This is a genomic window from Klebsiella sp. X1-16S-Nf21 (assembly GCF_002837615.1).
In the GTDB taxonomy this organism is placed as follows: Bacteria; Pseudomonadota; Gammaproteobacteria; order Enterobacterales; family Enterobacteriaceae; genus Klebsiella; species Klebsiella variicola.
The window spans coordinates 34,131-57,532 of the sequence record NZ_PJDK01000010.1 but is presented as its reverse complement, the minus strand read 5'-3'; the positions used below and the strand labels follow the sequence as shown (position 1 = coordinate 57,532).

General features: G+C 58.5%; 23 protein-coding genes. 7 read left to right on the top strand and 16 right to left on the bottom strand.

Translation table 11 applies throughout. The annotated features are described in order from the left end of the window. Window positions 1-13 precede the first annotated feature (13 nt). The 9 genes from rhaM to rhaB form a co-directional block, all read right to left on the bottom strand. On the bottom strand, window positions 14-328 hold the full coding sequence (rhaM, locus tag CW267_RS07070; RefSeq protein WP_002882870.1) for an L-rhamnose mutarotase: 315 nt from the start codon (window positions 326-328) through the stop codon (window positions 14-16). After that, entirely contained in the window at window positions 325-1,473 is a 1,149-nt protein-coding gene (fucO, locus tag CW267_RS07065; protein ID WP_022064610.1) for a lactaldehyde reductase, read from the bottom strand. Before fucO ends, rhaM begins: the two co-directional genes overlap by 4 nt. Window positions 1,474-1,630: 157 nt before the next feature. After that, window positions 1,631-2,635: an ABC transporter permease gene (locus tag CW267_RS07060; RefSeq protein WP_046622715.1), complete on the bottom strand. Its 1,005-nt coding sequence runs from the start codon at window positions 2,633-2,635 to the stop codon at window positions 1,631-1,633. Beyond that, complete coding sequence (locus CW267_RS07055) at window positions 2,632-3,639, bottom strand: ABC transporter permease (protein WP_165454530.1); 1,008 nt, start codon at window positions 3,637-3,639, stop codon at window positions 2,632-2,634. The genes CW267_RS07060 and CW267_RS07055 overlap by 4 nt, the downstream gene beginning before the upstream one ends. Next, window positions 3,636-5,147, bottom strand: a complete 1,512-nt coding sequence (locus tag CW267_RS07050) for a sugar ABC transporter ATP-binding protein (protein WP_016162048.1) — start codon at window positions 5,145-5,147, stop codon at window positions 3,636-3,638. The genes CW267_RS07055 and CW267_RS07050 overlap by 4 nt, the downstream gene beginning before the upstream one ends. Window positions 5,148-5,293: 146 nt before the next feature. Further along, on the bottom strand, window positions 5,294-6,280 hold the full coding sequence (gene rhaS / locus CW267_RS07045) for a rhamnose ABC transporter substrate-binding protein (RefSeq protein WP_008807884.1): 987 nt from the start codon (window positions 6,278-6,280) through the stop codon (window positions 5,294-5,296). A gap of 81 nt (window positions 6,281-6,361) precedes the next feature. Next, window positions 6,362-7,192, bottom strand: a complete 831-nt coding sequence (rhaD, locus tag CW267_RS07040) for a rhamnulose-1-phosphate aldolase (RefSeq protein ID WP_008807883.1) — start codon at window positions 7,190-7,192, stop codon at window positions 6,362-6,364. Window positions 7,193-7,343: 151 nt separating this feature from the next. Then, window positions 7,344-8,603 (bottom strand): L-rhamnose isomerase, encoded by a 1,260-nt coding sequence (rhaA, locus tag CW267_RS07035; protein WP_012543272.1) that lies wholly within the window; start codon window positions 8,601-8,603, stop codon window positions 7,344-7,346. Continuing rightward, on the bottom strand, window positions 8,600-10,066 hold the full coding sequence (gene rhaB / locus CW267_RS07030) for a rhamnulokinase (RefSeq protein ID WP_032756526.1): 1,467 nt from the start codon (window positions 10,064-10,066) through the stop codon (window positions 8,600-8,602). The genes rhaA and rhaB overlap by 4 nt, the downstream gene beginning before the upstream one ends. Window positions 10,067-10,376: 310 nt before the next feature. On the opposite strand from rhaB, the gene rhaS (CW267_RS07020) reads away from it, so the two are divergent. Beyond that, window positions 10,377-11,213, top strand: a complete 837-nt coding sequence (rhaS, locus tag CW267_RS07020; protein ID WP_008807880.1) for an HTH-type transcriptional activator RhaS — start codon at window positions 10,377-10,379, stop codon at window positions 11,211-11,213. A 73-nt stretch (window positions 11,214-11,286) separates the two neighbouring features. Further along, the gene (gene rhaR, locus CW267_RS07015; RefSeq protein WP_008807878.1) at window positions 11,287-12,132 is read left to right on the top strand and encodes an HTH-type transcriptional activator RhaR; all 846 of its coding nucleotides are present in this window, start codon (window positions 11,287-11,289) and stop codon (window positions 12,130-12,132) included. 32 nt (window positions 12,133-12,164) lie between these two features. Here rhaR and rhaT read toward each other — a convergent pair whose 3' ends face one another. Then, window positions 12,165-13,199 (bottom strand): L-rhamnose/proton symporter RhaT, encoded by a 1,035-nt coding sequence (gene rhaT / locus CW267_RS07010; protein WP_012969219.1) that lies wholly within the window; start codon window positions 13,197-13,199, stop codon window positions 12,165-12,167. Window positions 13,200-13,488: 289 nt separating this feature from the next. Here rhaT and sodA point away from each other — a divergent pair, with 289 nt between their 5' ends. Continuing rightward, window positions 13,489-14,109: a superoxide dismutase [Mn] gene (gene sodA / locus CW267_RS07005; RefSeq protein WP_004203668.1), complete on the top strand. Its 621-nt coding sequence runs from the start codon at window positions 13,489-13,491 to the stop codon at window positions 14,107-14,109. A gap of 72 nt (window positions 14,110-14,181) precedes the next feature. Continuing rightward, entirely contained in the window at window positions 14,182-14,856 is a 675-nt protein-coding gene (yiiM, locus tag CW267_RS07000; RefSeq protein ID WP_008807875.1) for a 6-hydroxyaminopurine reductase, read from the top strand. Between the two features lie 63 nt (window positions 14,857-14,919). Here yiiM and cpxA read toward each other — a convergent pair whose 3' ends face one another. Both cpxA and cpxR read right to left on the bottom strand, forming a co-directional pair. After that, window positions 14,920-16,293 carry an envelope stress sensor histidine kinase CpxA gene (gene cpxA / locus CW267_RS06995; protein ID WP_008807874.1) on the bottom strand — a complete coding sequence of 458 codons (1,374 nt, stop codon included), beginning with the start codon at window positions 16,291-16,293 and terminating at the stop codon, window positions 14,920-14,922. Further along, window positions 16,290-16,988: an envelope stress response regulator transcription factor CpxR gene (gene cpxR, locus CW267_RS06990; protein ID WP_002882901.1), complete on the bottom strand. Its 699-nt coding sequence runs from the start codon at window positions 16,986-16,988 to the stop codon at window positions 16,290-16,292. Before cpxR ends, cpxA begins: the two co-directional genes overlap by 4 nt. A 149-nt stretch (window positions 16,989-17,137) precedes the next feature. Here cpxR and cpxP point away from each other — a divergent pair, with 149 nt between their 5' ends. The 3 genes from cpxP to pfkA all read left to right on the top strand — a co-directional run bounded on the left by cpxP (window position 17,138) and on the right by pfkA (window position 19,861). Beyond that, window positions 17,138-17,641 carry a cell-envelope stress modulator CpxP gene (gene cpxP / locus CW267_RS06985; RefSeq protein ID WP_004178004.1) on the top strand — a complete coding sequence of 168 codons (504 nt, stop codon included), beginning with the start codon at window positions 17,138-17,140 and terminating at the stop codon, window positions 17,639-17,641. Window positions 17,642-17,799: 158 nt separating this feature from the next. Beyond that, window positions 17,800-18,702 (top strand): CDF family cation-efflux transporter FieF, encoded by a 903-nt coding sequence (gene fieF, locus CW267_RS06980; protein WP_008807873.1) that lies wholly within the window; start codon window positions 17,800-17,802, stop codon window positions 18,700-18,702. Window positions 18,703-18,898: 196 nt separating this feature from the next. Further along, window positions 18,899-19,861, top strand: coding sequence for a 6-phosphofructokinase (gene pfkA / locus CW267_RS06975; protein WP_002882911.1), 963 nt, complete (start codon window positions 18,899-18,901; stop codon window positions 19,859-19,861). 61 nt (window positions 19,862-19,922) lie between these two features. On the opposite strand, the gene rraA is transcribed toward pfkA, so the two are convergent. The 4 genes from rraA to hslV all read right to left on the bottom strand — a co-directional run bounded on the left by rraA (window position 19,923) and on the right by hslV (window position 23,365). Further along, window positions 19,923-20,408 (bottom strand): ribonuclease E activity regulator RraA, encoded by a 486-nt coding sequence (gene rraA, locus CW267_RS06970; RefSeq protein ID WP_002882913.1) that lies wholly within the window; start codon window positions 20,406-20,408, stop codon window positions 19,923-19,925. 92 nt (window positions 20,409-20,500) lie between these two features. Further along, window positions 20,501-21,421 (bottom strand): 1,4-dihydroxy-2-naphthoate polyprenyltransferase, encoded by a 921-nt coding sequence (gene menA, locus CW267_RS06965; protein ID WP_012543268.1) that lies wholly within the window; start codon window positions 21,419-21,421, stop codon window positions 20,501-20,503. A gap of 69 nt (window positions 21,422-21,490) precedes the next feature. Further along, window positions 21,491-22,825 carry an HslU--HslV peptidase ATPase subunit gene (gene hslU, locus CW267_RS06960; RefSeq protein WP_008807871.1) on the bottom strand — a complete coding sequence of 445 codons (1,335 nt, stop codon included), beginning with the start codon at window positions 22,823-22,825 and terminating at the stop codon, window positions 21,491-21,493. Between the two features lie 9 nt (window positions 22,826-22,834). Further along, the gene (hslV, locus tag CW267_RS06955) at window positions 22,835-23,365 is read right to left on the bottom strand and encodes an ATP-dependent protease subunit HslV (RefSeq protein ID WP_002882918.1); all 531 of its coding nucleotides are present in this window, start codon (window positions 23,363-23,365) and stop codon (window positions 22,835-22,837) included. Between the last annotated feature and the right edge of the window lie 37 nt (window positions 23,366-23,402).

Genomic DNA, 23,402 nt, shown 5'->3' with positions numbered 1-23,402 from the left:
AGGCCGGTTATTTTCACGCCAGATAAAACACTTCTTTGAGCTCCGCGCTCAGCGGGCTGTTGTCCGGGTTGCTGGGCATCACCTCGCGCATGTATTTCCACCAGCGCTGGCACACTTCCGTGCTGGCGACCGCCTCCCAGCGGGCTTCCGACTCAATCTCCACCGTCGCGAACAGCAGATGGCGTTCTTTATCGAGATAAATGGCGTAATGGTGCGCGCCGTGGTCCTTCAGCACTGCCTCCAGTTCTGGCCAGATGGGGTTATGGCGGCGCTGGTACTCCTCGTGCGCGTCGGGGTTCACCTGCATGACGAAGGCTTTACGGATCATAAGGCCTCCAGATAGAGCTCGCGAACCTCATCGCGGCTGGCGGAGCGCGGGTTACACGGCGCGCACGGGTCGGCCAGCGCTTTATCCAGCCAGCCTTCGATATCGGCTTTGCTGACGCCAAGCTGGCTGAAACCCTGGGGGATCCCTACGCGTTTGCTCAGCGCGCGGATGGCGTTGATGGCCTCCATGCTGGCAGCCTCATCGTTCATGCCGCGGGTATCGACGCCCATCGCCTGCGCCACGCGGGCGAAGCGCGCCACCGCGTTCGGGCGGTTAAAGTTTTCGATGATCGGCAGCAGGATGGCGTTGCACACCCCGTGCGGCAGGTTGTGGGTGGCGCCAGGCTGATGGGCCAGGGCGTGTACCAGCCCGAGACCGGCGCTATTGAACGCCATGCCCGCCAGGTATTGGCCAAACGCCATCTGCTCGCGGGCCTGCAGATCGTGACCATCGTCTACCGCTTTCGGCAGCCACAGGTTGATCAGGCGAATGGCCTCGAGGGCGTTGGCGTCGGTCAGGGGATGGGCGCCAACGGAGACAAAGGCCTCGATGGCGTGGGTCAGGGCATCCATGCCGGTGGCGGCGGTAACGGCTGGCGGGATGTCGAGCATCACGCTGGCGTCGTCGACGGCGATATCCGGGATCAGGTTCGGGTCGATAATCACCTCTTTTACCTGCCGCTCGCTATCGATAATCACGGCGTTGCTGGTCATCTCCGCCGCCGTGCCGGCGGTGGTGTTGATGGCCACCAGCGGCACGCCAGCGTTTTTCACTTTGCCGACGCCGGAGTAGGCTGTGGAGGGACCAGGGTTGGCGGTGAGGATTTTTATCGCCTTGGCGGTATCAATCGGGCTACCGCCGCCGAAGGCGATCAGGTAATCGCAGCGGGCCGCCTGGTAAGCCGCGTAGCCTTGCTGCACCAGCGCTTCGGTGGGGTTGGGGAACACCTCGTCAAATAGCTGATAAGCCATCTGCTGTTCATCCAGCGCGGAAAACAGACTGTCCAGCAGGCCCAGCTTCACCAGTTGACCGTCGGTGACGATCAGCGCCTTGCCCCACTGCTTACCGGCCACCAGTTTAACCATATCACCGATAGCGCCTGCGCCGTGGAGGCTGATTTTAGGTAGTGCCAACATAAAACTCATGATAATTCTCCTTAATGTTGATTTTGGAAAATCCGTTTCCCCTCACCCCAGCCCTCTCCCGCAGGGAGAGGGGGAAAACCGGTCCCGGACTACAGGCTGCCTGCGTGCGCCGGGCAGTCCCCTCTCCCTTGGGGAGAGGGCCAGGGTGAGGGGGAAATTAACATCGTCTTCGCTGCATCATCCGCCGGGTCATAATCGGCAGGGAGATCACCACGATCAGCATGGCGCCGATAATCACCGACATCACGATGCCGGGGACGTTCAGCAGGCTCAGGCCGAAGGTCACCAGCCCCATCAGAAAGGCGGCAATGATCACCCCGGGCATGCTGCCGGAGCCGCCGAGAATATTGACGCCGCCGAGCACCGCCATGGTGACAACCGCCAGCTCCCAGCCCATCGCCAGGGTAGGGCGGGTACTGCCGAGCCGTGAGGTCAGCAGGACCGCCGCCAGCCCGGCCATCAGCCCGACCAGCGCGAACAGCACCAGGTTATGACGCTTAACATTGATCCCCGAAAACCAGGCGCCGGTCGGGTTATTGCCGATGGCGTAGGTCCGGCGACCAAAGTTGGTTTTATGCAGCAGGAAGGTGAAGGCGGCCGCGAGGAGGATAAACAGCGCAAACTCAAAAGAGAGCGCCCCCCACACGTAGCCCTGGCCGAACCAGGCGAAGCTCTCCGGATAGTGATTGAGCGCCTGATCGCCCAGCAGGATATAGGTGATGCCGCGATACAGGCTCATGGTGCCGATGGTGATCACAATGGACGACAGGTTAAAGCGAGTCACCAGCAAGCCGTTGAACAGGCCGCACAGCAGACCTACGCCCAGGCCGATGACTACCAGCAGCGGCGTGTCCACCCCCGCTGCCGCGCAGAAGCCCATCACCGTTGAGCTGAGCGCCATCGTCGAGGCCACCGACAGATCGATTTCCCGGGCGATAATCAGCATCGCCATCGGCAGGACGACGATCGCCTTCTCGGTAAAGGTAAAGGTCGCGTCCGAGAGGTTCCAGATATTGAGGAAGTACGGGGAAGCCACCGCGTTGCCGATAAATACCGCCAGGGTGACCGCCAGTAAAAACCCTTCCCAGCACAGCATGCGGCGCAGCGGCGACGGCGCGGCCGGGGCGTTTTTCATCTCTTCAGATACCATCATCTTGCTCATGATTTCACCGCCTGTTTCTGTCGGGCTAACGCCGCGTTGCGCAGGATTAACCGCCCGTGACCGCGATTGCCGCGCTCGTTGAGCAGCACCGCCATGACGATCACCGCCCCGGAGATCGCCATTTGCCAGAAGGGCGAGATGCCGATCACCGGCAGGGCATTATTGATGACCCCGAGGAACAGCGCGCCGCACAGGCAGCCCAGCACCCGTCCGCTTCCGCCCATGGTGCTGATACCGCCGATCACGCAGGCCGCTATCACCTGCAGTTCAAAGCCGTTCGCCACGTCGACATAGGCGACAGCGAAACGCGAGATCCACAGATAGCCGCAGAAGCCGGCCAGCGCGCCGGAGAGACAGAAGCTGACGAACTGCATTTTTCCGGCGTTAATGCCGGTGTAGTACGCCGCCGTCGCGTTGCCACCCGCGGTGTACAAGGCCCGGCCGGTGCGGCTGTAGCGCAGGAAATACCCTACCAGCAGCAGCGCGGCGATGGCGCACCAGCTCAGCAGCGGCAGCCCCAGGAGCGTGCTGCGCGGCAGACTGAGAAAATCAGCGCTCATCTGATGTGAGTTAACCCAGCCGCCGTCAGTCAGCAGGAAGATAATGCCGCGATAAATGCTCATGGTGCCCAGGGTCACCACGATGGCGGGAATGCCGAGGCGCCAGACCAGCAGGCCGTTAATCATCCCCATCAGCAGGCCCAGCAGGGTTGCCAGCGCCAGCAGCGCCACCACCGGAATACCCGGATAGTGGGCGTTAAGCAGGGCAACGATCATCCCGGTCAGCGCCAGGTTGGCGGCCATCGACAGGTCGATGCCTTTGGTGAGCAACACCATCATCTGGCCGAGGGCGAGGATGATAAGGATGGCGGTATCGTTAAACATCTCCACCAGATTGCCCGGTGAAACGAACGACGGCGCCCGGCTGCCGATGGCGCCGATCATCAAAATGATGACCACCGCCAGCAGCGCTTCGCGATGTTTAAGCCATGCGTGTCCCATCATGCCGCCTCCTGGCCGATGCCGCTGGCGGCGCTAACGATGGTTTCCGCTGTCGCTTCCCCGGCCTGGTATTCGGCGACCATCAGCCCTTCGTGCATCACGATAATCCGGTCGGCCATGCCCATCACTTCCGGCAGCTCTGACGACACCATAATCACCGCCAGTCCCTGGCTGACCAGCTCGGACATAAACTGATGCACGGCGGCTTTTGAGCCGATATCGATGCCTTTGGTCGGCTCGTCGAGGATAATCACCTCGGGGTGGGTCGCCAGCCATTTGCCGATCACCACTTTCTGCTGATTGCCGCCAGAGAGGGTCTCCACCGGCTGCCGCCAGCTGAAGGCTTTAACCTGCAGGCGCGAGGCGTACTCGTCCGCCAGCCGCCATTCCCGGGCGTCGTTCAGGACGCCGTTAGGATTGAGCTTGCTGAGCTGCGGCAGACTGATGTTCTGGGCGATGGGCAGGGCGATGATCGCCCCCTGTTTCTGCCGCTCTTCCGGCACGCAGACGATGCCCGCGCGGATGGCGTCGGCGGGCTGGCGAAAGCGCATGGGGCTGCCGTTCAGGCGGATCTCGCCGGAGGAGGGACGCGAGACACCGGAGAGCGCCTGCATCAGCTCGGTGCGTCCGGCGCCCACCAGGCCGTAAAAGCCGAGAATTTCGCCCTTGCGCAGGCGGAAGCTGATATGGGCAAACTCGGTAGGATGACAGAGATCGGTCACCTCCAGCACCGTTTCTCCGGGCGTGCAGTCGATTTTCGGGTAGGTTTGGGTGATCGCCCGGCCCACCATCATCGACACCATTCGCTCTTCGGTGATGTCGCTTATCGCCCCGGAGCTGACGTACACCCCATCGCGCAGGATGGTGTAATAATCGGCCAGCTCGAAAATTTCATCGAACTTATGCGAGATAAACAGGATCGCTTTGCCGTCCTGCTTCAGACGCTCAACGATGTGATAAAACTCCAGGATTTCATGCTGGGAGAGGGCGGCGGTCGGCTCATCGAGGATCACCACCTGGGCGTCGAAAGCCAGCGCCCGGGCAATCGCCACCATGTGCCGCTGGGCGATGCTGAGGGTTTTCAGCGTGGCCCGCGGGTCGATCTGGACTTCCAGCCGGGTGAGGATCTCGCTGGCTCTGCGGTGCATCGCCGGCCAGTCGAGCGTTTTTAACAGTCCCTTATACAGATACTGGCCGACGAAAATATTTTCACTGACCGAGAGTTCGTCAAACAGCACGGTTTCCTGGTGAATGGCGGTGATCCCTACCTTATGCGCCGATTCCGGCGTTGGCAGATGAATAGGGATCGCTTTATAGAGGATCTCGCCCTCTTCGGGCTGATAAATACCGGTCATCACTTTGACCAGCGTGGATTTCCCCGCGCCGTTTTCGCCGATTAAGGCGGTCACTTTGCCGGGCCAGAGATCAAGCTGCACGTTCTCAAGGGCGCGCACACCGGGAAAAATCTTGGTGATCCCCTTCAGCGACAGCAGTGGCGTTGATGCTGACATGATAGTTCTCCACAAAAATCACCCCTCACCCTAACCCTCTCCCCAAAGGGGCGTGGGAACGGTCCGGCGTCCGCTGGCCACATCGTGCAGAGGACCAGCCTTTCCCCCTCTCCCTCCGGGAGAGGGCCGGGGTGAGGGAACAAGGGTTAGAAAATTTTCGAGAACTTATCGATGTTGCTCGCATCGTAGACGAACGGCTCGGCCATCGCGCCATTCCCCTCAGCATCCAGCTTCACTTTGCCCAGCTTGCCCATACTGGCTTCGGTTTTGGTCGCCGTGCCTTTGACTAAATCGTCGGCCAGATAGGTGGCGGCGTAGCCCAGGTCAATCGGGTTCCAGATGGCGAAGCTTTTGCTGGCGCCGGACTTGATCGCGCCGGCCATTTCCGACGGCAGCCCCAGCCCGGTGACATAGACTTTGCCGATTTTGCCCTGATCCTTCACCGCCTGCGCGGCGGCAACAATGCCCACCGACGACGGCGAAACAATGACTTTCAGGTCCGGATATGATTTCAGCAGGCCCACCGCTTCGCGGTAGCTTTTATCCGACAGATCGTCCCCGTAGGCGACGGTGACCAGCTGTACGGACGGATACTGCGGCAGCACCTTTTTCATCTCCTCAATCCAGATGTTCTGGTTAGTGGAGGTTGGGGTGGCGCTTAACACGGCCACCTCGCCTTTCTCAACGTTCAGCGCCTTCAGCGCATCGGCGGCGAGCTTGACGTTGGTTTCGCCAATTAAGGCGTTATTCGAGGGGTTAAGATGGATCTGGCGGCCTGCCGGCGCCACGCCGGAGTCCCACGAGACCACCTTGATGCCGCGCTGCATCGCTTTTTTCAGCACCGGCACCACCGCGTCCGGATCGTTGGCGGAAATGGCGATCGCATCCACCCCCTGGGCGATCAACCCGTTCAGCACGTCGATCTGCGCTTCGGCGGTGGTAGTGGTCGGGCCGGTGTAGATCACTTTGACATCACCTAACTCTTTGGCTGCCTGTTGGGCGCCAACGTTGGCGGCTTCGAAGAAGCCATTTCCCAGCGATTTCGCCACAAGGGCGATTTTAACTTCGGCTAAGGCGGAACCGGACAACGCCAGGGCGGCAACGGTGAGGATCAAGCTTGTCTTTGTTTTCATTGCTTTTACTCCACATGAGTTAGTTTTGTAGGGTTTGCAGGTGATATTTCGCCCCGTCTCGGTGAGCGGGGCGCGATGTTGTTATGGATAAAGATCTAAAGCGGACTGCAGCGGCTGCACGTTGAAGCGTTTGCCAAGGGCGATAAGCTCTTCGCGGGTGATGGTCTGCTTCATCCCGCCCATGGACAAGACTTTCACCAGCACTTCGGCGGACTTCTCGGCGGTGTCGATCAGGCCGAAGGTCTCATCCAGCGTGGGGCCGCTGCCGAAGACGCCGTGGAATGGCCACAGCACCAGCGAGTGTTTTTGCATGGTTTCGGCGGTCGCCTGGCCGATTTCATCGGTGCCCGGCACCATCCACGGCAGAATGCCGACGCCGTCCGGGAAGACCACCAGACATTCGGTGCTACCTTCCCACAGCTTGCGGGTGAACAGATCGCTGTGGTTCTCCAGAACATAGGTCAGGGCGATCAGGTTGGTGGCATGGCAGTGCATGATCACCCGGTCTTTGCCGCCGGTCAGTTTGATGCGCTCGCTATGCGACAGGAAGTGTGCCGGCAGCTCGGAGGTCGGTACGGCATCCTCGGTGAGGCCCCACAGGATATGGTATCCCGCGCCATCGCTGTCGACCTTTACCACGCCGAGGTTAGCGGCCGGGTCGAGCTGGACGTTACGGAAGAATTTGCCGGAGCCGGTGACGATAAATGGCTGGTTGGCCAGGATTGGCATCGGCTGGCTGAGGGCGATGTAGCGCGGTTTGGCGTGGAAATCCGCCGCGTAAGGTTCGATATCCGCTTCATCCAGACGCAGCGTCAGGTTGCCGCCGTTGCGTTCGTCCCAGCCTTTCAGCCAGGCGTCGGAGGTGGCTTTGATCATGCCCTGGACGAACCAGGCGTCGATAATGGTCTGCATAGTCTTGTCTTTCCTGTTGATTCGGTGGGGGTAGCCCCTCACCCTAACCCTCTCCCCACAGGGGAGAGGGAACTGTTCGGTGCGCTCTGGCAACATCGCGCAGTTCGTAGCCCGGGTAAGGCATCAGCCGCGACCCGGGGAAGCCCGTGCATTACCCGCGCTGGCTCAGAACCGCATTCTCATAAGCCCGTACGTTGTCCAGCCACTGACTGCCCGCCGGCGTGTCGTGACGCTGACAGTACATCTCCCAGATAGCCTGCCACGGCAGCGATTTTTGCTCTTCGAGCAGCGCCAGGCGGGCGGTGTAATCGCCGTCGTTCTCCAACTGACGAAGCTGAGCAGTTGGTTCCAGCAGGGCGCGCAGCAGCGCTTTTTTCATATTCCGGGTACCAATCACCCAGGCTGCGATGCGGTTGATGGAGGCATCGAAGAAGTCGAGGCCGATGTGCACGCGGTCAAACAGGTTGTGGCGAATGATTTCGCTGGCGATGGCCTGGGTCTCATCATCCAGCAGCACCACGTGGTCGCTGTCCCAACGTACCGGGCGGCTGACGTGCAGCAGCAGGCGCGGGATGTAGAGCATGGCGGCAGAGATTTTGTCGGAGATCACTTCCGTCGGGTGGAAGTGGCCGGCATCCAGGCACAGCGCGGTCTGGCGGCTGGTGGCGTAGCCCATATAGAACTCGTTGGAGCCGACGGTGTAGCTTTCGGCGCCGATGCCGAACAGCTTGCTCTCCACGGCGTCAATATGGTGCGCCGGGTCGAGCTTCTCGCTGATCACTTCATCAAGGGCATTCAGCAACCGCTGGCGCGGCGCGAAGCGGTCAACGGTAATATCTTTCATGCCGTCCGGCACCCAGATATTCATCACCGATGGGGTACCCAGCTGTTCGCCAAAATAAGCGGATACGCGACGGCTGGCTTTGCAGTGGTCGATCCAGAACTGGCGGATCTCATCGTTGGCGTGCGACAGGGTAAAGCCGTCGGCGCTCAGCGGATGCGAGAAGCAGGAGGGGTTGAAATCCAGCCCCAGTTTGTTGGCTTTCGCCCACGTAACCCAGTTTTTAAAGTGCTCCGGCTTAATCTCATTGCGCGCTACCGGTGCGTCGGATTCCAGGTAAATAGCATGCAGGTTGAGACGCTTTGGTCCCGGGATCAGGCTCAGCGCCTGCTCAAGGTCGGCGCGTAGCTCTTCAGCATTGCGCGCTTTGCCCGGGTAGTTGCCGGTCGCCTGGATGCCGCCGGTCAGGCTTCCCGCCGGGTTTTCGAAACCGGCGACGTCGTCACCCTGCCAGCAGTGCATGGAGACGGGCAGACGGTCCAGCTGGCGCAGGGCCTCCTCGACATCCACGCCGACGGCGGCGTAGCGCTGCTTAGCAATTTCCCAGGCTTGTTCAAGTTGAGTGGTCATGCGCAAAGCTCCTTGGTCTGTTGTGGCTGAAACTGCGCCACGAAACGGGCAATTTCACTATCAGGATTGGGGGTAAAAGCGGTGAGCGCCGCGTTGTCGCGCACCACTTGACGAAACTCATCGACATTGGCCAGCTCGTCGAGGGTCATTAACTGGATGCCGATATTGCCGAGGGTGGAGGCTTCTATCGGGCCGGCCACGACGGCGATCCCGCAGGCGTCAGCGCACAGCTGGTTAAGCAGCGCGTTCTGGCAGCCGCCGCCGACGATATGCAGCTGGCTGAAGGGCTGGCCGCGCAGCGCCGCCAGCTCGTTAAGCACCCGGGCGTAGAGCAGCGCCAGGCTGTCGAAAATGCAGCGCGCCAGCTCGGCATCGCTTTCAGGAACCGGCTGCCCGGCATCGCGACAGGCGGCCTGGATCTCGGCGCTCATACTGGCCGGGTTGATAAAGCGGTCATCGTTGCAGTCAATCATGAAGCGGCACGCCGGTAGCGCGGCGGTGCGGGCGATCAGCCCCTGCAGGTCGCTGACGTTTTGCTCTTTCAGCACCCGCTGCAGCAGCCACAGGCCCATGATATTTTTCAGCACCCGATAGCGGCCTTCCGCTCCGCCTTCGTTGGTGATATTGGCCTGCAGCGCCGCGTCGCAGTTGTATGGGGTCAGGCTTTCAAACCCCATCAGCGACCAGGTGCCGGAGGAGAGATAGGCGGCATCACGGTCGGCCAGCGGAGAGGCGATCACCGCGCTGGCGGTGTCGTGGCTGGCGACAGCGACCACCGGAATACGGTTGCCCTGCGGGCAGATCCAGTGACCAATCACATTGCCGGGGTGGGTCGGCGTTCCGAACCACGCCAACGGCGCGCCGGTCCAGTTCAGCAGCGTCTCATCCCAGCTATCGCTATTGATGTTAACCAGCTGGGTGGTGGTGGCGTTGGTATATTCCCAGTTCAGATTGCCGGTCAGGCGGAAGCTGAAATAGTCGGGGATCAGCAGGGCATGCGCGGCCTGACTGACCAGCTCCGGCTGCTGCTCCACCAGGGCGCGCAGCTGGTAAAGGGTGTTAAACGGCAGAAACTGAATACCACTGCGGCGATAGATCTCCGCCCGGCCCAGTTGTTCTTCAGCGTGACGTAGCAGGCCCTGGGTGCGGTCGTCGCGATAGGAGATCGGCAGTCCGACGCGCTGGCCCTGCTTATCCAGCAGGACATAATCCACCCCCCAGGTATCGATGCCGATACTGTCGATCAGGATGCCCTGCTCACACACTTTCTCCAGCCCGCGACGGATCTCGCCTTCAAGGCTATCCACATCCCAGCAGTCGAAGCCATCCACCTTCTGCAGGCTGTTGGTGAAGCGATGAATTTCCCGCAGGGTCAGGGCGCGTGGCCCGGACTGATAGCTGGCGAGCATCACCCGCCCGCTGGAGGCGCCTAAATCGACGGCGACACAATGACGAATACTCATGGAAAGACCCTTCTTAAAATCATTGTCCGCAGTCTAAAAAAGGACGCTTACTGACACCTTCTCGCTACGGACAGTCAAAACTGGCCGCTGGCAAGAAAGCAAAGGTGACCGTGAGGGAAATCACAATTTGCGGTTTTAGGGGGTGGCGAGGGGGATGTGATGGCGTCCGCAGTTCCGTATCTTTCCGGCTGATTCTTGAAAAAGCGGCAGGATTTACGAATTTCATGGTCAAAAATTGAAGGCCGGATAGCCAACCCTTCATTACTATCAGCCGGTGACTGATAATTTTTCTCATTACGAGGGTGGCATCATGACCATATTGCACAGTACGGATTTCTTTAAGGCCGGGATCTCGACGGTGGCTATTGAACCCCGCCTCCCTCAGTCGGCCTTTCCGGAACATCACCATGATTTCCATGAAATTGTCATCGTGGAGCAGGGCACGGGTATTCACGTCTTCAATGGTCAGCCCTATACCATCGGCGGCGGTTCGGTCTGCTTTATTCGCGATCACGACCGGCATCTGTACGAGCATACGGATAACCTGTGTCTGACCAACGTGCTCTATCGCGCGCCGGATGCGTTTCGTTTTCTCGCCGGGGTCAGCCAACTGCTGCCCCAGGAGCAGGAGGGGAACTACCCATCGCACTGGCGGGTGAACCAGACGGTCCTGCAGCAGGTTCGGCATATCGTGGCGCAGATGGAGGCCATGGGGAGCGAAACGGATACCCATGCCGTCGCCAGCCGTGAGATCCTGTTTATGCAGCTGCTGGTGCTGTTGCGTAAAAGCAGTCTTGCGGAAGAGGCTACCAACAATGATGCGCGGCTGAATCAGCTGCTGGCCTGGCTGGAAGATCATTTTGCCCAGGAGATCTGCTGGGAGGAGGTGGCGGCGCAGTTTTCGCTGTCGCTGCGTACCCTGCACCGCCAGCTGAAGCAGCAGACCGGCCTGACGCCGCAGCGCTATCTTAATCGGGTGCGCCTGATGAAGGCCCGGCATCTGCTGCGCCACAGCGATGAAAGCGTGACTGATATCGCTTTTCGCTGCGGCTTCGGCGACAGTAACCACTTTTCGACGCTTTTTCGCCGCGAATTTGACTGGTCGCCGCGCGATATCCGCCAGGGCCGCGACGCCATTCTTCAGTAACGCGAGAAGAGTCAACGTATTGCGGGCTAAAAACGCGAATAATGCGCCCTTATCCGCGTTTGGAGTGTGAGCCGTGGCCGGTCTGATTCTACGTAAAGAGGAGTTTTTCCCTTCCGCCACGCAGGCAGTGGCGGTGGCTGACCGCTACCCGCAAAATGTTTTTGCCGAGCATACCCACGAGTTCTGCGAGCTGGTGCTGGTGTGGCGCGGCAACGGGCTGCACGTCCTTAACGATCGCCCCTGGCGCATTACCCGCGGCGATCTGTTCTATATTCGCGCCGAAGATAAACACTCCTATGCTTCGGTTAATGATTTAGTCCTGCAGAACATCATCTATTGCCCGGAGCGGCTGCAGCTCAATTTTGACTGGGCGGGGACGATCCCTGGCCTCTTTGGCACGCCGTGGAAGCCCCACTGGCGCATGGGCAGCACAGGTATGGCGCAGGCGCGCCAGGTGATTAGCCAGCTTGAGCATGAGTGCGCCCGGCGCGACGCGCAGGGAAATGCGATGGCCGAACTGCTTTTTGCCCAGCTGGCGCTGACGTTGCAGCGCCATCGCTACGCGACGGATGATCCCGCGGCGACGCAGCGCGAAGCGCTGCTGGACAAACTGCTGGCCGCGCTGGCGGCCAGCCTCAGCCGCCCCTTTGTTCTGGAGCGTTTCTGCGAGCAGGAGGGCGGCAGCGAGCGGGCGCTTCGCCAGCAGTTTCGCCAGCAAACCGGGATGACCATCAATCACTATTTACGCCAGCTGCGGATCTGCCATGCGCAGTATCTGCTGCAGCATACCGAGCGCTTAATCGGCGATATCGCCATGCAGTGCGGCTTTGAGGACAGTAACTACTTTTCGGTGGTTTTTAGCCGGGAAATCGGCATGTCGCCGGGGCAGTGGCGGCAGCGCAGTCGCGCCGCCGCCTGAAGACCGTCGTTGTCTGGCTGATGACCCGGTGGTTAACTGGCCATTCCCAGGCCGACGATATTGGCGGCGATGATGATCACCACGCAGCCGAGGCTCAGGACGCTCACCGGACGACGACCGGCGTTGTTCCACTCCTTCAGCACCAGACCCACCAGACCGCCGCACAGCACGTAGAAACTCATGTGCAGCATCCAGCTCATATAGTCATACTGCGCCGGAATGCTGGCGTGGCCCCAGGCATAGAAGAAGAACTGGAGATACCACATCAGGCCGCCGAGGGCGGAGAGCAGAAGGTTGCTGATGATGAGCGGTTTGGCCAGCGAGAAATCGGCTTTGACTGACAGGTTCTTCACTTTCGCCAGACGAATAAAGCAGAAGCCGAGGTTGACCAGCGCCCCGCCGCCCATAATGACTACGTAGCTTGGCAGCGCCGCGTACAGCGGGTCGACGCCGAGCGCTGCGGCGGCGTCATGCATCGGTTTGGCGGCGTTCATCGCGAACGACATCCCTGCGGAGAAGATGCCGCACATCACCGCCAGCAGAAGTCCTTTCTTCAGATTGAACTCTTCGGCTTTGATGCCCATTTTGCGCTCTTTCAGCTGGCCTGCGCGGGTGACGATGCCGACGCCAATCACCGCCACCAGCACGCCGAGCAGCGTCATTTGACCGCCCTGGGTGTGCATCAGCACTGCAAACTGACCGTTAATAATCGGCGTCATCAGCGTGCCGACAATCAGCGTGATGCCAATGGCGATGCCAATCCCCATCGACATGCCAAGATAGCGCATGGTCAGGCCATAGTTGATATTACCGATGCCCCACATAGCGCCGAACAGGAAGACCGGCAGCAGCGTGGAGGCGTTAAAGGAGCGGTAGTAGGCCCAGAAGTCGGGTAACAGCGTGGCGCTGATGGCCCAGGGCAGGATCAGCCAGGAGACGATCCCTCCAACCGACCACATGGTTTCCCACGACCAGTGTTTTACTTTTTTGAACGGGGCATAGAAACAGGCGGCACTGGCGGCCCCTATCAAATGCCAAAAAATACCCATCGTAATCGCGTGGTTCATTGATTTTATCCTCATCTTTTTTTATCGGAGACGGCGGCTTCCGATGTGATGAGTGTAAAAATTAGCCGCTTTGGCCGCCTTCAAGCCGTTGCCACAGGATGGCGAACCCTGGCAACCATGGGCTTAATTAGTTGTTCTACATCACAAAATGACGGGTATTTCTTCTGGTTATATCCATATGAAAAATACGGCATTGATAAGCATTTTCAATACCATTTAATTAACTATAATGGACAAACTGCTTACGCGGCGTTAACACTTGAGCCGCTCGACAATAATGGAGATGATTATGAGCTATACCCTGCCATCCCTGCCGTACGCTTACGATGCTCTGGAACCGCACTTCGACAAGCAGACGATGGAGATCCATCACACTAAACACCATCAGACCTACGTGAACAATGCCAACGCCGCGCTGGAAAGCCTGCCGGAGTTCGCTAACCTGTCCGCTGAAGAGCTGATCACCAAGCTGGATCAACTGCCGGCTGACAAAAAAACCGTACTGCGTAACAACGCGGGCGGCCACGCTAACCACAGCCTGTTCTGGAAAGGCCTGAAAACCGGCACCACCCTGCAGGGCGACCTGAAAGCGGCTATCGAGCGCGATTTCGGCTCTGTAGACAATTTCAAAGCGGAATTCGAAAAAGCCGCTGCGACCCGTTTCGGCTCCGGCTGGGCGTGGCTGGTACTGAAAGGTGACAAACTGGCCGTTGTCTCCACCGCCAACCAGGATTCCCCGCTGATGGGCGAAGCCATTTCCGGCGCTTCCGGCTTCCCGATCCTGGGTCTGGACGTGTGGGAACACGCTTACTACCTGAAATTCCAGAACCGTCGCCCGGACTACATCAAAGCCTTCTGGGACGTAGTGAACTGGGACGAAGCTGCAGCGCGTTTTGCCGCTAAAAAATAAGGTTGCATTGCGCTAAGAGAGAAGCGAGTCTGATGACTCGCTTTTTTTATATCTGTAGCAAGGAGAGCAGCCATGCATTATCCGGTGAATGTCTTTGTCGGCAAAATCAGGGACTACGCGGGCAGTCGCCCCAGCGCGATCGGCAAAATCCAGGTCGATGGCGAATTGCAGCTCGGCGATCTCGGCCTCGATGGGGATGAGCAGGCGGAGAAGAAAATACACGGCGGGCCGGACCGCGCGCTGTGCCACTATCCGCGCGAACACTATGCCGACTGGATGCGTGAATTCCCCCAGCAGGCCGAGCGCTTCTGCGCGCCGGCGTTCGGCGAAAACCTCTCCACCACCGGGCTTACCGAGCAAAATGTTTATATCGGCGATATCTTTCGCTGGGGCGAGGCGCTGATCCAGGTCACCCAGCCGCGATCGCCGTGCTTCAAGCTCAACTTTCATTTTGCGATCGGTGATATGGCGCAGCTGGTGCAAAACAGCGGGAAGACCGGCTGGTTGTATCGGGTGATTGCCGGGGGGCAAGTCTCCAGCGATGCGCCCCTAGAACTGGTTTCCCGGCTGAGCGATGTCAGTGTCCATGAGGCCGGGGCGATTGCCTGGCAGATGCCGTTTGATGATGATCAGTATCATCGTTTATTGTCGGCTGCGGGCCTGTCGGTGAGCTGGAGCAGAACGCTGCAGAAACGACGTTTAAGCGGTAAGATCGAGGATAGTTCGCGGAGATTGTGGGGGAAATAATTCCCCCACATTGAGTATTTTCGGGGATGCTCCCGGCTTAGCGCAGCGCAAGCCGGGACAGAGTCAGGTGCGCTTATACAGCGGCAGCCAAAGGGTTAAGCGCAAACCACCCAGCGGGCTGTCGTCGGCCTTCACCCAACCGCGGTGTTGCTGAATAGCGGTTTCGACAATCGCCAGCCCCAGGCCGGTGCCGCCGGACTCGCGGTCGCGCGCCTCGTCGGTCCGGTAGAATGGCCGGAAAATCTGTTCGCGATCCTCCGGGCTGACGCCCGGGCCGTCGTCGTCGACGTTAACCGTAATCCCGTCTTTATCCACCGAGAAGCTGACGGAAATCTTCGTGTGTGAGTAGCGCAGGGCGTTGCGGACGATATTCTCCAGCGCGCTTTCCAGCGCATTAGGGTTACCGTACAGCGGCCAGGGGCCCGGCGGATACTCAACGGTGAAAGATTTACCCATCTGCTCGGCTTCAAACGCCGCGTTGTCCAGCACTTCGCCCCACAGCTGATTGGCTTTCACCGTCTCGCTGACCAGGGCATTTTTGGCCTGATTGCGCGACATCACCAGCAGGTCGTTGATCATGCTGTCCAGCCGGTGCGCCTCGGTTTCGATGCGCTCCAGCTCCTTGCTCTCACCGCTGCGGCGACGCAGCAGGGCGGTGCCCAACTGCAGGCGCGTAAGTGGTGTGCGCAGCTCATGCGAGATATCAGACAGCAGCCGCTGCTGGCTGGTCATCATCCGCTCCAGCGCGGTGACCATCTGGTTAAAGCTGGCGCCAGCGGCTAAGAACTCCTGCGGCCCGGCTTCCAGCTCCGGATGCTGGCGCAGGTTGCCCTGGGCGACTTCGTCGGCGGCGTTTTTCAGCTTACGCGCCGGTTTCGCCAGGCTCCACGCCAGCCACAGCAGCAGCGGGGCGCTGACCAGCATCGTGACGATAAGCAGCAGCAATGGTCGATCAAACAGCAGGTTGATAAAGTCGGATTGTGAGGTGCTGGCGGGACGAATCAGATAGAGCTGATAGTTATCCTCACCGTCCCTGACGGAAAACGGGCCCACCATTTCCAGGCGGCCATAGCGTTTTTTCTGCGGATGATCGGCATTATCGGCCTGGCCGATAAAGTTACGAATGATCTGCATCTCGTTGCGTTCTGCGCCGATCACGCGGCCTTCGCTGGTCACCAGCAGCAGGCGTTGTCCCGGCGGCGCCCATTTATCGATGGCGCGAAACAGACGGCGCCACCACATCAGGTCGTTTGGCGGATCGTTGGCCAGCTCGGCCTCGACGTGCTGCTCGATCATGATGCCCTGACGCTGCTCGCTTTCCAGCAGCTCGGTCATCTGCCGGGAATCCAGTTTGGGCAACATCAGCACCAGCATCAACACCAGCGCCAGCGTGAGCCAGAAGATGGCGAAGATGCGTGCAGTCAAACTTCCAATCATGAAGCGGAAACCATCAGATACCCGCGGCCACGCAGCGTTTTAAACCACGGATGGCCATCTTTGCGCTCCGGCAGCTTACGCCGCAGGTTGGAAATATGCATATCGATGGCGCGGTCGAACGGCGTCAGGCGCTTGCCTAACACTTCCTGGCTTAAATGTTCACGCGACACCACCTGGCCGAGATGTTGCGCTAACAGATAGAGCAGGGTGAATTCGGTACCGGTGAGCTCCAGCGTCTGGCCATCGAAATTGGCTTCCTGACGGCCCGGATTGAGGCTTAAGGCATCCACTTCCAGCGTTGGCGATCCGGCTTCGGTCGTCTGCTGCTGCTCGCTCCAGTGGGAACGGCGCAGAATCGCGCGTATACGGGCCACCAGTTCACGATCGTTGAACGGCTTAGGCAAATAGTCATCCGCGCCCAGCTCAAGGCCGAGAACGCGATCCAGCTCGCTCCCGCGCGCTGTTAGCATGATAACCGGGGTCTGGTGTGTCTGACGCAGCTCTTTCAGCGTATCAATACCGTTTTTCTTCGGCATCATTACGTCGAGGAGCAATAAATCAACGCTGTCGTCCAGAAGGGCCAGCGCCTGTTCCCCATCATGGGCCACCAGCACGTTAAAACCTTCCATATCGAGCAGCTCTTTTAACAGGGAGGTGAGCTCCCGGTCATCATCAACTAACAGGATTTTATTCATCTTTTAAATACCTCCGAGGCAGAAATTACGTCATCAAGGCCCGCTAATCCATGACTTTACGTTGTTTTACACCCCCTGACGCATGTTTGCAGCCTGAATCGTAGACTGTCTCTCGTTGAATCGCGACACAAACGTTTTGGGAGTATGTGATGCGCAATGTTATCGCTGCCGTCATGGCCTCAACGCTGGCGCTAAGTGCATATAGCCAGGCCGCTGAAGTCGTTACCAGCGTTAACTGGCTCCCCGGAGACGAAGGGGGACAGCGCGGTAGCCAGAGCCATATGTTTGACGGCATAAGTTTAACCGAGCAGCAACGTCAGCAGTTACGGGATCTTATGCAACGGGCACGCCACGACAGGCTCCCCGTTAATGTTAGCGAAATGGAGACAATGCATCGCCTTGTCACCGCAGAAAATTTTGATGAAAACGCTGTGCGCGCTCAGGCAGAAAAGATGGCGCAGGAACAGGTTGCTCGCCAGGTCGAGATGGCTAAGGTCCGCAACCAGATGTATCACCTGCTTACGCCAGAGCAGCAAGCGGTTTTAAATGCTAAGCACCAGCAACGTATGGATCAGTTGCGTGAGGTTGCAAGGATGCAGAAAGGCTCAGCCATGATGCTTTCGAGTAGTAGCAACACCCTGCAACCCCAGTAACAAACCCTGTTTTCCTTGCCATAGACACCATCCCTGTCTTCCCCCACATGATGTGGGGGTTTTTTTTGCCCTTTTTTCGGCAAATCAACTTCTTCGCGTATCCCGTGAGCGTCACAAGTTCAGGTTATACTAAGCGCATTGCAGGAGAAGGAGCCTATATGAATCAATCTTATGGCCGGTTGGTCAGCCGCGCCGCTATCGCCGCGACGGCCATGGCCTCCGCGTTACTTTTGATCAAAATTTTTGCGTGGTGGTATACCGGTTCAGTCAGTATTCTGGCTGCGCTGGTGGATTCGCTGGTGGATATTGCCGCCTCGCTGACCAACCTGCTGGTGGTTCGCTATTCGCTGCAACCTGCTGATGAAGAACATACCTTTGGCCATGGTAAAGCGGAATCGCTGGCGGCGCTGGCACAAAGCATGTTTATTTCCGGCTCGGCGTTGTTTCTGTTTCTCACCGGCATCCAGCACCTGGTGCGTCCGGAGCCGCTGCAGGCCGCTGGCGTCGGTGTCGTCGTCACGTTGATCGCCCTGTTCAGCACGCTGGCGCTGGTGACCTTTCAGCGCTGGGTGGTGCGAAAAACCCAGAGCCAGGCGGTGCGGGCGGATATGCTTCATTATCAGTCTGATGTTATGATGAACGGCGCTATTCTGGTGGCGCTGGGCCTTTCCTGGTACGGCTGGCATCGCGCCGATGCGTTGTTTGCCTTAGGAATTGGCATCTATATTTTATATAGCGCGCTGCGGATGGGCTATGAGGCGGTTCAGTCACTACTCGACCGCGCCTTGCCTGACGAGGAGCGTCAGGACATTATCACCATCGTGACCGCATGGCCCGGCATCCGCGGGGCGCACGATCTACGAACGCGGCAGTCAGGGCCGACCCGCTTTATTCAGATTCATTTGGAAATGGAAGATAACCTCCCGCTGGTGCAAGCCCACGTGATTGCAGACCAGGTGGAGCAGGCGATTCTGCGCCGTTTCCCGGGTTCCGATGTCATTATCCATCAGGATCCCAGTTCTGTGGTGCCAGCGGCGCAGCAGGGCTTTTTTGAGCGTTAGGTTATAGTCTGTAAACTCGATGTAAAAATGTGGGGCAGATCGGCATTTTTTGTATAAATTACCGCCGTTTGGTCTGACCTGAATCAATTCAGCTTGAGGCGTTTGATATACTATTGTCATTAGCGTCGTGCACTCCTGGTGAGGGAGCGCTTCAGGCAACAGAATTATTTTTTGCTTCCTAAGTTCAGAGGTAGTCATGATTAAGAAAATCGGTGTGTTGACAAGTGGCGGTGATGCGCCGGGCATGAACGCAGCAATTCGTGGCGTTGTGCGCGCGGCATTAACGGAAGGTCTGGAAGTTTTTGGAATCTATGACGGTTACCTCGGATTGTATGAAGACCGTATGGTTCAGCTCGACCGTTACAGCGTTTCCGACATGATCAACCGCGGCGGCACCTTCCTGGGCTCCGCTCGCTTCCCGGAATTCCGCGAAGAACACATTCGCGCTGTGGCTATCGAAAACATGAAGAAGCGCGGCCTGGATGCGCTGGTGGTTATCGGTGGTGACGGATCCTATATGGGGGCAATGCGCCTGACCGAGATGGGCTTCCCGTGCATCGGTCTGCCGGGCACCATCGACAACGATATCAAAGGCACTGACTACACCATCGGCTTTTTCACCGCCCTGAGCACCGTGGTGGAAGCGATTGACCGTCTGCGCGACACCTCTTCTTCACACCAGCGCATCTCCGTGGTGGAAGTGATGGGCCGTTACTGCGGCGACCTGACCCTGGCGGCGGCGATTGCCGGCGGCTGTGAGTTCATCATGGTGCCGGAAGTGGAATACACCCGTGACGATCTGGTGGCCGAAATCAAAGCCGGTATCGCGAAAGGTAAGAAACACGCTATCGTGGCGATCACCGAGCACATGTGCGACGTTGACGAGCTGGCAAGCTACATCGAGAAAGAAACCGGCCGTGAAACTCGCGCCACCGTCCTCGGCCACATTCAACGCGGCGGTTCCCCGGTTCCTTACGACCGCATCCTGGCTTCCCGCATGGGCGCCTATGCAATTGAGCTGCTGCTGCAAGGCCATGGCGGCCGTTGCGTCGGCATCCAGAACGAGAAGCTGGTGCACCACGACATCATCGATGCCATCGAGAACATGAAGCGTCCGTTCAAGAACGACTGGCTGGATTGCGCGAAGAAACTGTACTAAGTTGCGCGTCGGATAAACAAAAGGCCTTCTCATGGAGAAGGCCTTTTTTATGGCGGAGGGTTTATTCGATATCCAGCGGGTCTTCCGACAGGATCATCCCGGTGTTATCGGCATACAGATGGTCGCCGGAGAAGAAGGTCACCCCGCCGAAATTGACGCGCACGTCGCTTTCGCCGATGCCTTCGCCAGCCGCGCCGACCGGAATAGCCGCCAGCGCCTGGATGCCGATGTCCAGTTCCTCAAGGTCGTCAACCTGGCGCACCGCGCCATAGACCACTAACCCTTCCCATTCATTCTGTACGGCCAGACGCGCCAGGTCGGCGTCAATTAACGCGCGTCGTACTGAGCCGCCGCCGTCGATCAGGAGAATATGACCACGGCCGTTCTGCTCGAGCAGATCATAGAGCAACCCGTTATCCTCGAAACATTTTACCGTAATGATTTGTCCACCAAACGACGACCGTCCTCCAAAGTTAGAGAACAGCGGTTCCACGACGTTGACATCTTCCTGGTAGATGTCACAAAGCTCGGAAGTATCGTATTTCATAGGCTTAACGTTCAGTTGCTGCGAGAGTTTTTAGTATATCCCGCGAATCCCATTGTTGGCAAAATCATCAATTGTTAATTGATATTTGTCAGTTAAGCCATCAGCTTACTGGCAATAATTCCGATAACAAACAGCAGGTTGGTCAGTAAGGCCCCTTTGACCGTCTTTTCGAGCATTGGCCGCATCGCCAGCGGATCGGATTCGCGCAGGACGTAGCGCGCCTGTTTCACCAGCAGCGGCGTGGCGAGAATAAACAGCCAGCCCCAGGCTGAATGCAGCGCCAGCAGGTTAAATAGCGCCAGACACAGCAGGGCGCCGAGCAGCAGGCAGGCATGATAGCGGCGGGCATTGACCGGGCCCAGGCGCACGGCGAGGGTGTTTTTTCCGTTCTGGCGATCGCTATCAATATCGCGCAGATTATTGATGTTCAGCACGGCGGTTGCCAGCAGACCGCAGGCCGTCGCTGGCAGAAAAATGGCCGCTTCCACATTATGGGCTTGCAGATACCAGCTGCCGAGGACGCTCAGCCAGCCGAAGAAAACGAGTACTGAGATATCACCCAGACCAATATATCCATAGGGGCGGGTGCCCACCGTGTAGGTGATGGCGGCCACGATAGACAGGCCTCCCAGGGCGAGGAAGCCGATGAAGTCGCCGACGCTCTGCCAGGCGGCGCACAGCAGCGCCAGACCAAACAGACAGATCAGCGCGACGGTGACGATGAGAGCGCGCTTCATCTGCTGGGGGGTAATCACCCCTTTCTGCATGCCGCGCAGCGGCCCGATGCGATCGGGTTTATCGCTCCCTTTGACTGCGTCGCCATAGTCATTCGCCAGGTTAGAAAGAATTTGCAGCAAGCCAGCGGTGATCAGCGCCAGCAGAGCAACCCAGGGATCAAAATGGCCCTGCTGCCAGGCAAGGGTGGTGCCAACAATAATCGCGGCAAACGCCAGCGGTAACGTTTTAGGACGCAGGCTTTCCAGCCATGCCCGAGAACGGCTGATATCAGTCATAGTTATTTTAGCCAATAAAAATGGGGGCTATAGCCCCCATCAACAGTGATGAAAATGCATTGCACCGGATTATAGGATAAAACGGCTCAGATCTTCATCTGCCACCAGAACATCCAGGTGTTTACTCACATATTCGGCATCGATAATGACGGTCTGGCCGTTCATCTCGCTGGCATCATAGGAAATATCTTCCACCAGACGCTCCAGCACGGTGTGCAGGCGACGCGCACCGATGTTCTCGGTGGTTTCGTTTACCTGCCACGCGGCCTGGGCGATACGCTTGATACCGTCTTCGGTGAATTCGATATTCACCCCTTCGGTCGCCATCAGCGCTTTGTACTGCACGGTGATGGAGGCATTCGGCTCGGTCAGGATGCGCTCGAAGTCATGGGTGGTCAGCGCTTTCAGCTCAACGCGGATCGGCAGACGCCCCTGCAGTTCAGGGATCAGATCGGACGGACTGGCCACCTGGAACGCGCCGGAGGCGATAAACAGAATGTGGTCGGTCTTAACCATCCCGTGCTTGGTGGAGACGGTGCAGCCTTCAACCAGCGGCAGCAGGTCGCGCTGTACGCCTTCGCGAGACACGTCCGGGCCGGAGGAGTTGCCGCCGCGCTTACAGATTTTGTCGATTTCGTCGATAAAGACGATACCGTGCTGTTCTACAGCGTCGATGGCTTCCTGCTTCAGCTCTTCCGGGTTGACCAGCTTGGCCGCTTCTTCTTCAATCAGCAGCTTCATCGCGTCTTTGATTTTCAGCTTACGCGGTTTCTGCTTCTGACCGCCGAGGTTCTGGAACATGGACTGCAGCTGGCTGGTCATCTCTTCCATGCCCGGAGGGGACATGATTTCAACGCCCATCGGCGCCGCAGCGAGATCGATTTCAATCTCTTTATCGTCCAGCTGGCCTTCACGCAGTTTCTTGCGGAACGCCTGGCGCGCAGCAGAGGGTTCCTGCGGCTGTTCAGCCTGGCCCCAGTTGTTTTTCGCCGGTGGGATCAGCACGTCAAGCACGCGCTCTTCCGCCAGCTCTTCCGCGCGGTAACGGTTTTTATCGATGGACTGCATGCGAACCATTTTGATCGCCGCATCGGTCAGATCGCGGATGATCGAGTCCACTTCTTTACCAACATAGCCCACTTCGGTGAACTTGGTCGCTTCAACTTTAATAAACGGCGCGTTGGCCAGTTTCGCCAGACGACGGGCAATCTCGGTTTTACCGACGCCGGTTGGGCCGATCATCAGAATGTTTTTCGGCGTGACTTCATGACGCAGCTCTTCGTTAAGCTGCATCCGGCGCCAGCGGTTACGCAGGGCGATAGCAACAGAACGCTTGGCGGCGTCCTGGCCGATAATGTGTTTGTCCAGTTCGCTGACAATTTCGCGTGGGGTCATTTCAGACATGGGAGATCCTTACGCTTTAGAAGGTAATTCTTCGATGGTGTGGAAATGGTTGGTATAGATGCAGATATCACCTGCAATATCCAACGCTTTCTCGGCGATGTCGCGCGCGCCCATATCGGTGTTTTCCAACAGCGCGCGGGCCGCGGCCTGGGCGTAAGGACCGCCGGAGCCGATAGCAATCAAATCGTTTTCTGGCTGTACCACGTCGCCGTTACCGGTGATGATAAGCGACGCGTTTTCGTCCGCGACGGCCAGCAGCGCTTCCAGCTTGCGCAACATCCGATCGGTTCGCCAGTCTTTGGCCAGCTCAACGGCGGCCTTCACCAGATGGCCCTGGTGCATTTCCAGTTTACGTTCAAACAGTTCGAACAGCGTGAAGGCGTCAGCGGTGCCGCCAGCAAAACCGGCAATCACTTTGTCGTTATACAGACGACGCACTTTCTTCACGTTGCCCTTCATCACGGTGTTGCCCAGCGTGGCCTGGCCATCACCGGCAATAACAACATGGCCGTTACGGCGAACACTTACAATTGTAGTCACGAGCAGACCCCTTGGTTGCAAAAGCGGAACAGGGGCC

Excerpts from the sequence above, each read along its gene's own strand:
- fieF (WP_008807873.1), top strand. The coding sequence starts at position 17,800 with ATGAATCAATCTTATGGCCGGTTGGTCAGCCGCGCCGCTATCGCCGCG.
- cpxA (WP_008807874.1), bottom strand. The coding sequence starts at position 16,293 with ATGATTGGAAGTTTGACTGCACGCATCTTCGCCATCTTCTGGCTCACG.
- rhaB (WP_032756526.1), bottom strand. The coding sequence starts at position 10,066 with ATGAGTATTCGTCATTGTGTCGCCGTCGATTTAGGCGCCTCCAGCGGG.
- cpxP (WP_004178004.1), top strand. The coding sequence starts at position 17,138 with ATGCGCAATGTTATCGCTGCCGTCATGGCCTCAACGCTGGCGCTAAGT.
- hslU (WP_008807871.1), bottom strand. The coding sequence starts at position 22,825 with ATGTCTGAAATGACCCCACGCGAAATTGTCAGCGAACTGGACAAACAC.
- pfkA (WP_002882911.1), top strand. The coding sequence starts at position 18,899 with ATGATTAAGAAAATCGGTGTGTTGACAAGTGGCGGTGATGCGCCGGGC.
- CW267_RS07060 (WP_046622715.1), bottom strand. The coding sequence starts at position 2,635 with ATGAGCAAGATGATGGTATCTGAAGAGATGAAAAACGCCCCGGCCGCG.
- CW267_RS07050 (WP_016162048.1), bottom strand. The coding sequence starts at position 5,147 with ATGTCAGCATCAACGCCACTGCTGTCGCTGAAGGGGATCACCAAGATT.
- fucO (WP_022064610.1), bottom strand. The coding sequence starts at position 1,473 with ATGAGTTTTATGTTGGCACTACCTAAAATCAGCCTCCACGGCGCAGGC.
- yiiM (WP_008807875.1), top strand. The coding sequence starts at position 14,182 with ATGCATTATCCGGTGAATGTCTTTGTCGGCAAAATCAGGGACTACGCG.
- rhaS (WP_008807884.1), bottom strand. The coding sequence starts at position 6,280 with ATGAAAACAAAGACAAGCTTGATCCTCACCGTTGCCGCCCTGGCGTTG.
- menA (WP_012543268.1), bottom strand. The coding sequence starts at position 21,421 with ATGACTGATATCAGCCGTTCTCGGGCATGGCTGGAAAGCCTGCGTCCT.
- rraA (WP_002882913.1), bottom strand. The coding sequence starts at position 20,408 with ATGAAATACGATACTTCCGAGCTTTGTGACATCTACCAGGAAGATGTC.
- rhaS (WP_008807880.1), top strand. The coding sequence starts at position 10,377 with ATGACCATATTGCACAGTACGGATTTCTTTAAGGCCGGGATCTCGACG.
- rhaD (WP_008807883.1), bottom strand. The coding sequence starts at position 7,192 with ATGCAGACCATTATCGACGCCTGGTTCGTCCAGGGCATGATCAAAGCC.
- CW267_RS07055 (WP_165454530.1), bottom strand. The coding sequence starts at position 3,639 with ATGATGGGACACGCATGGCTTAAACATCGCGAAGCGCTGCTGGCGGTG.
- rhaM (WP_002882870.1), bottom strand. The coding sequence starts at position 328 with ATGATCCGTAAAGCCTTCGTCATGCAGGTGAACCCCGACGCGCACGAG.
- cpxR (WP_002882901.1), bottom strand. The coding sequence starts at position 16,988 with ATGAATAAAATCCTGTTAGTTGATGATGACCGGGAGCTCACCTCCCTG.
- rhaT (WP_012969219.1), bottom strand. The coding sequence starts at position 13,199 with ATGAACCACGCGATTACGATGGGTATTTTTTGGCATTTGATAGGGGCC.
- sodA (WP_004203668.1), top strand. The coding sequence starts at position 13,489 with ATGAGCTATACCCTGCCATCCCTGCCGTACGCTTACGATGCTCTGGAA.
- rhaA (WP_012543272.1), bottom strand. The coding sequence starts at position 8,603 with ATGACCACTCAACTTGAACAAGCCTGGGAAATTGCTAAGCAGCGCTAC.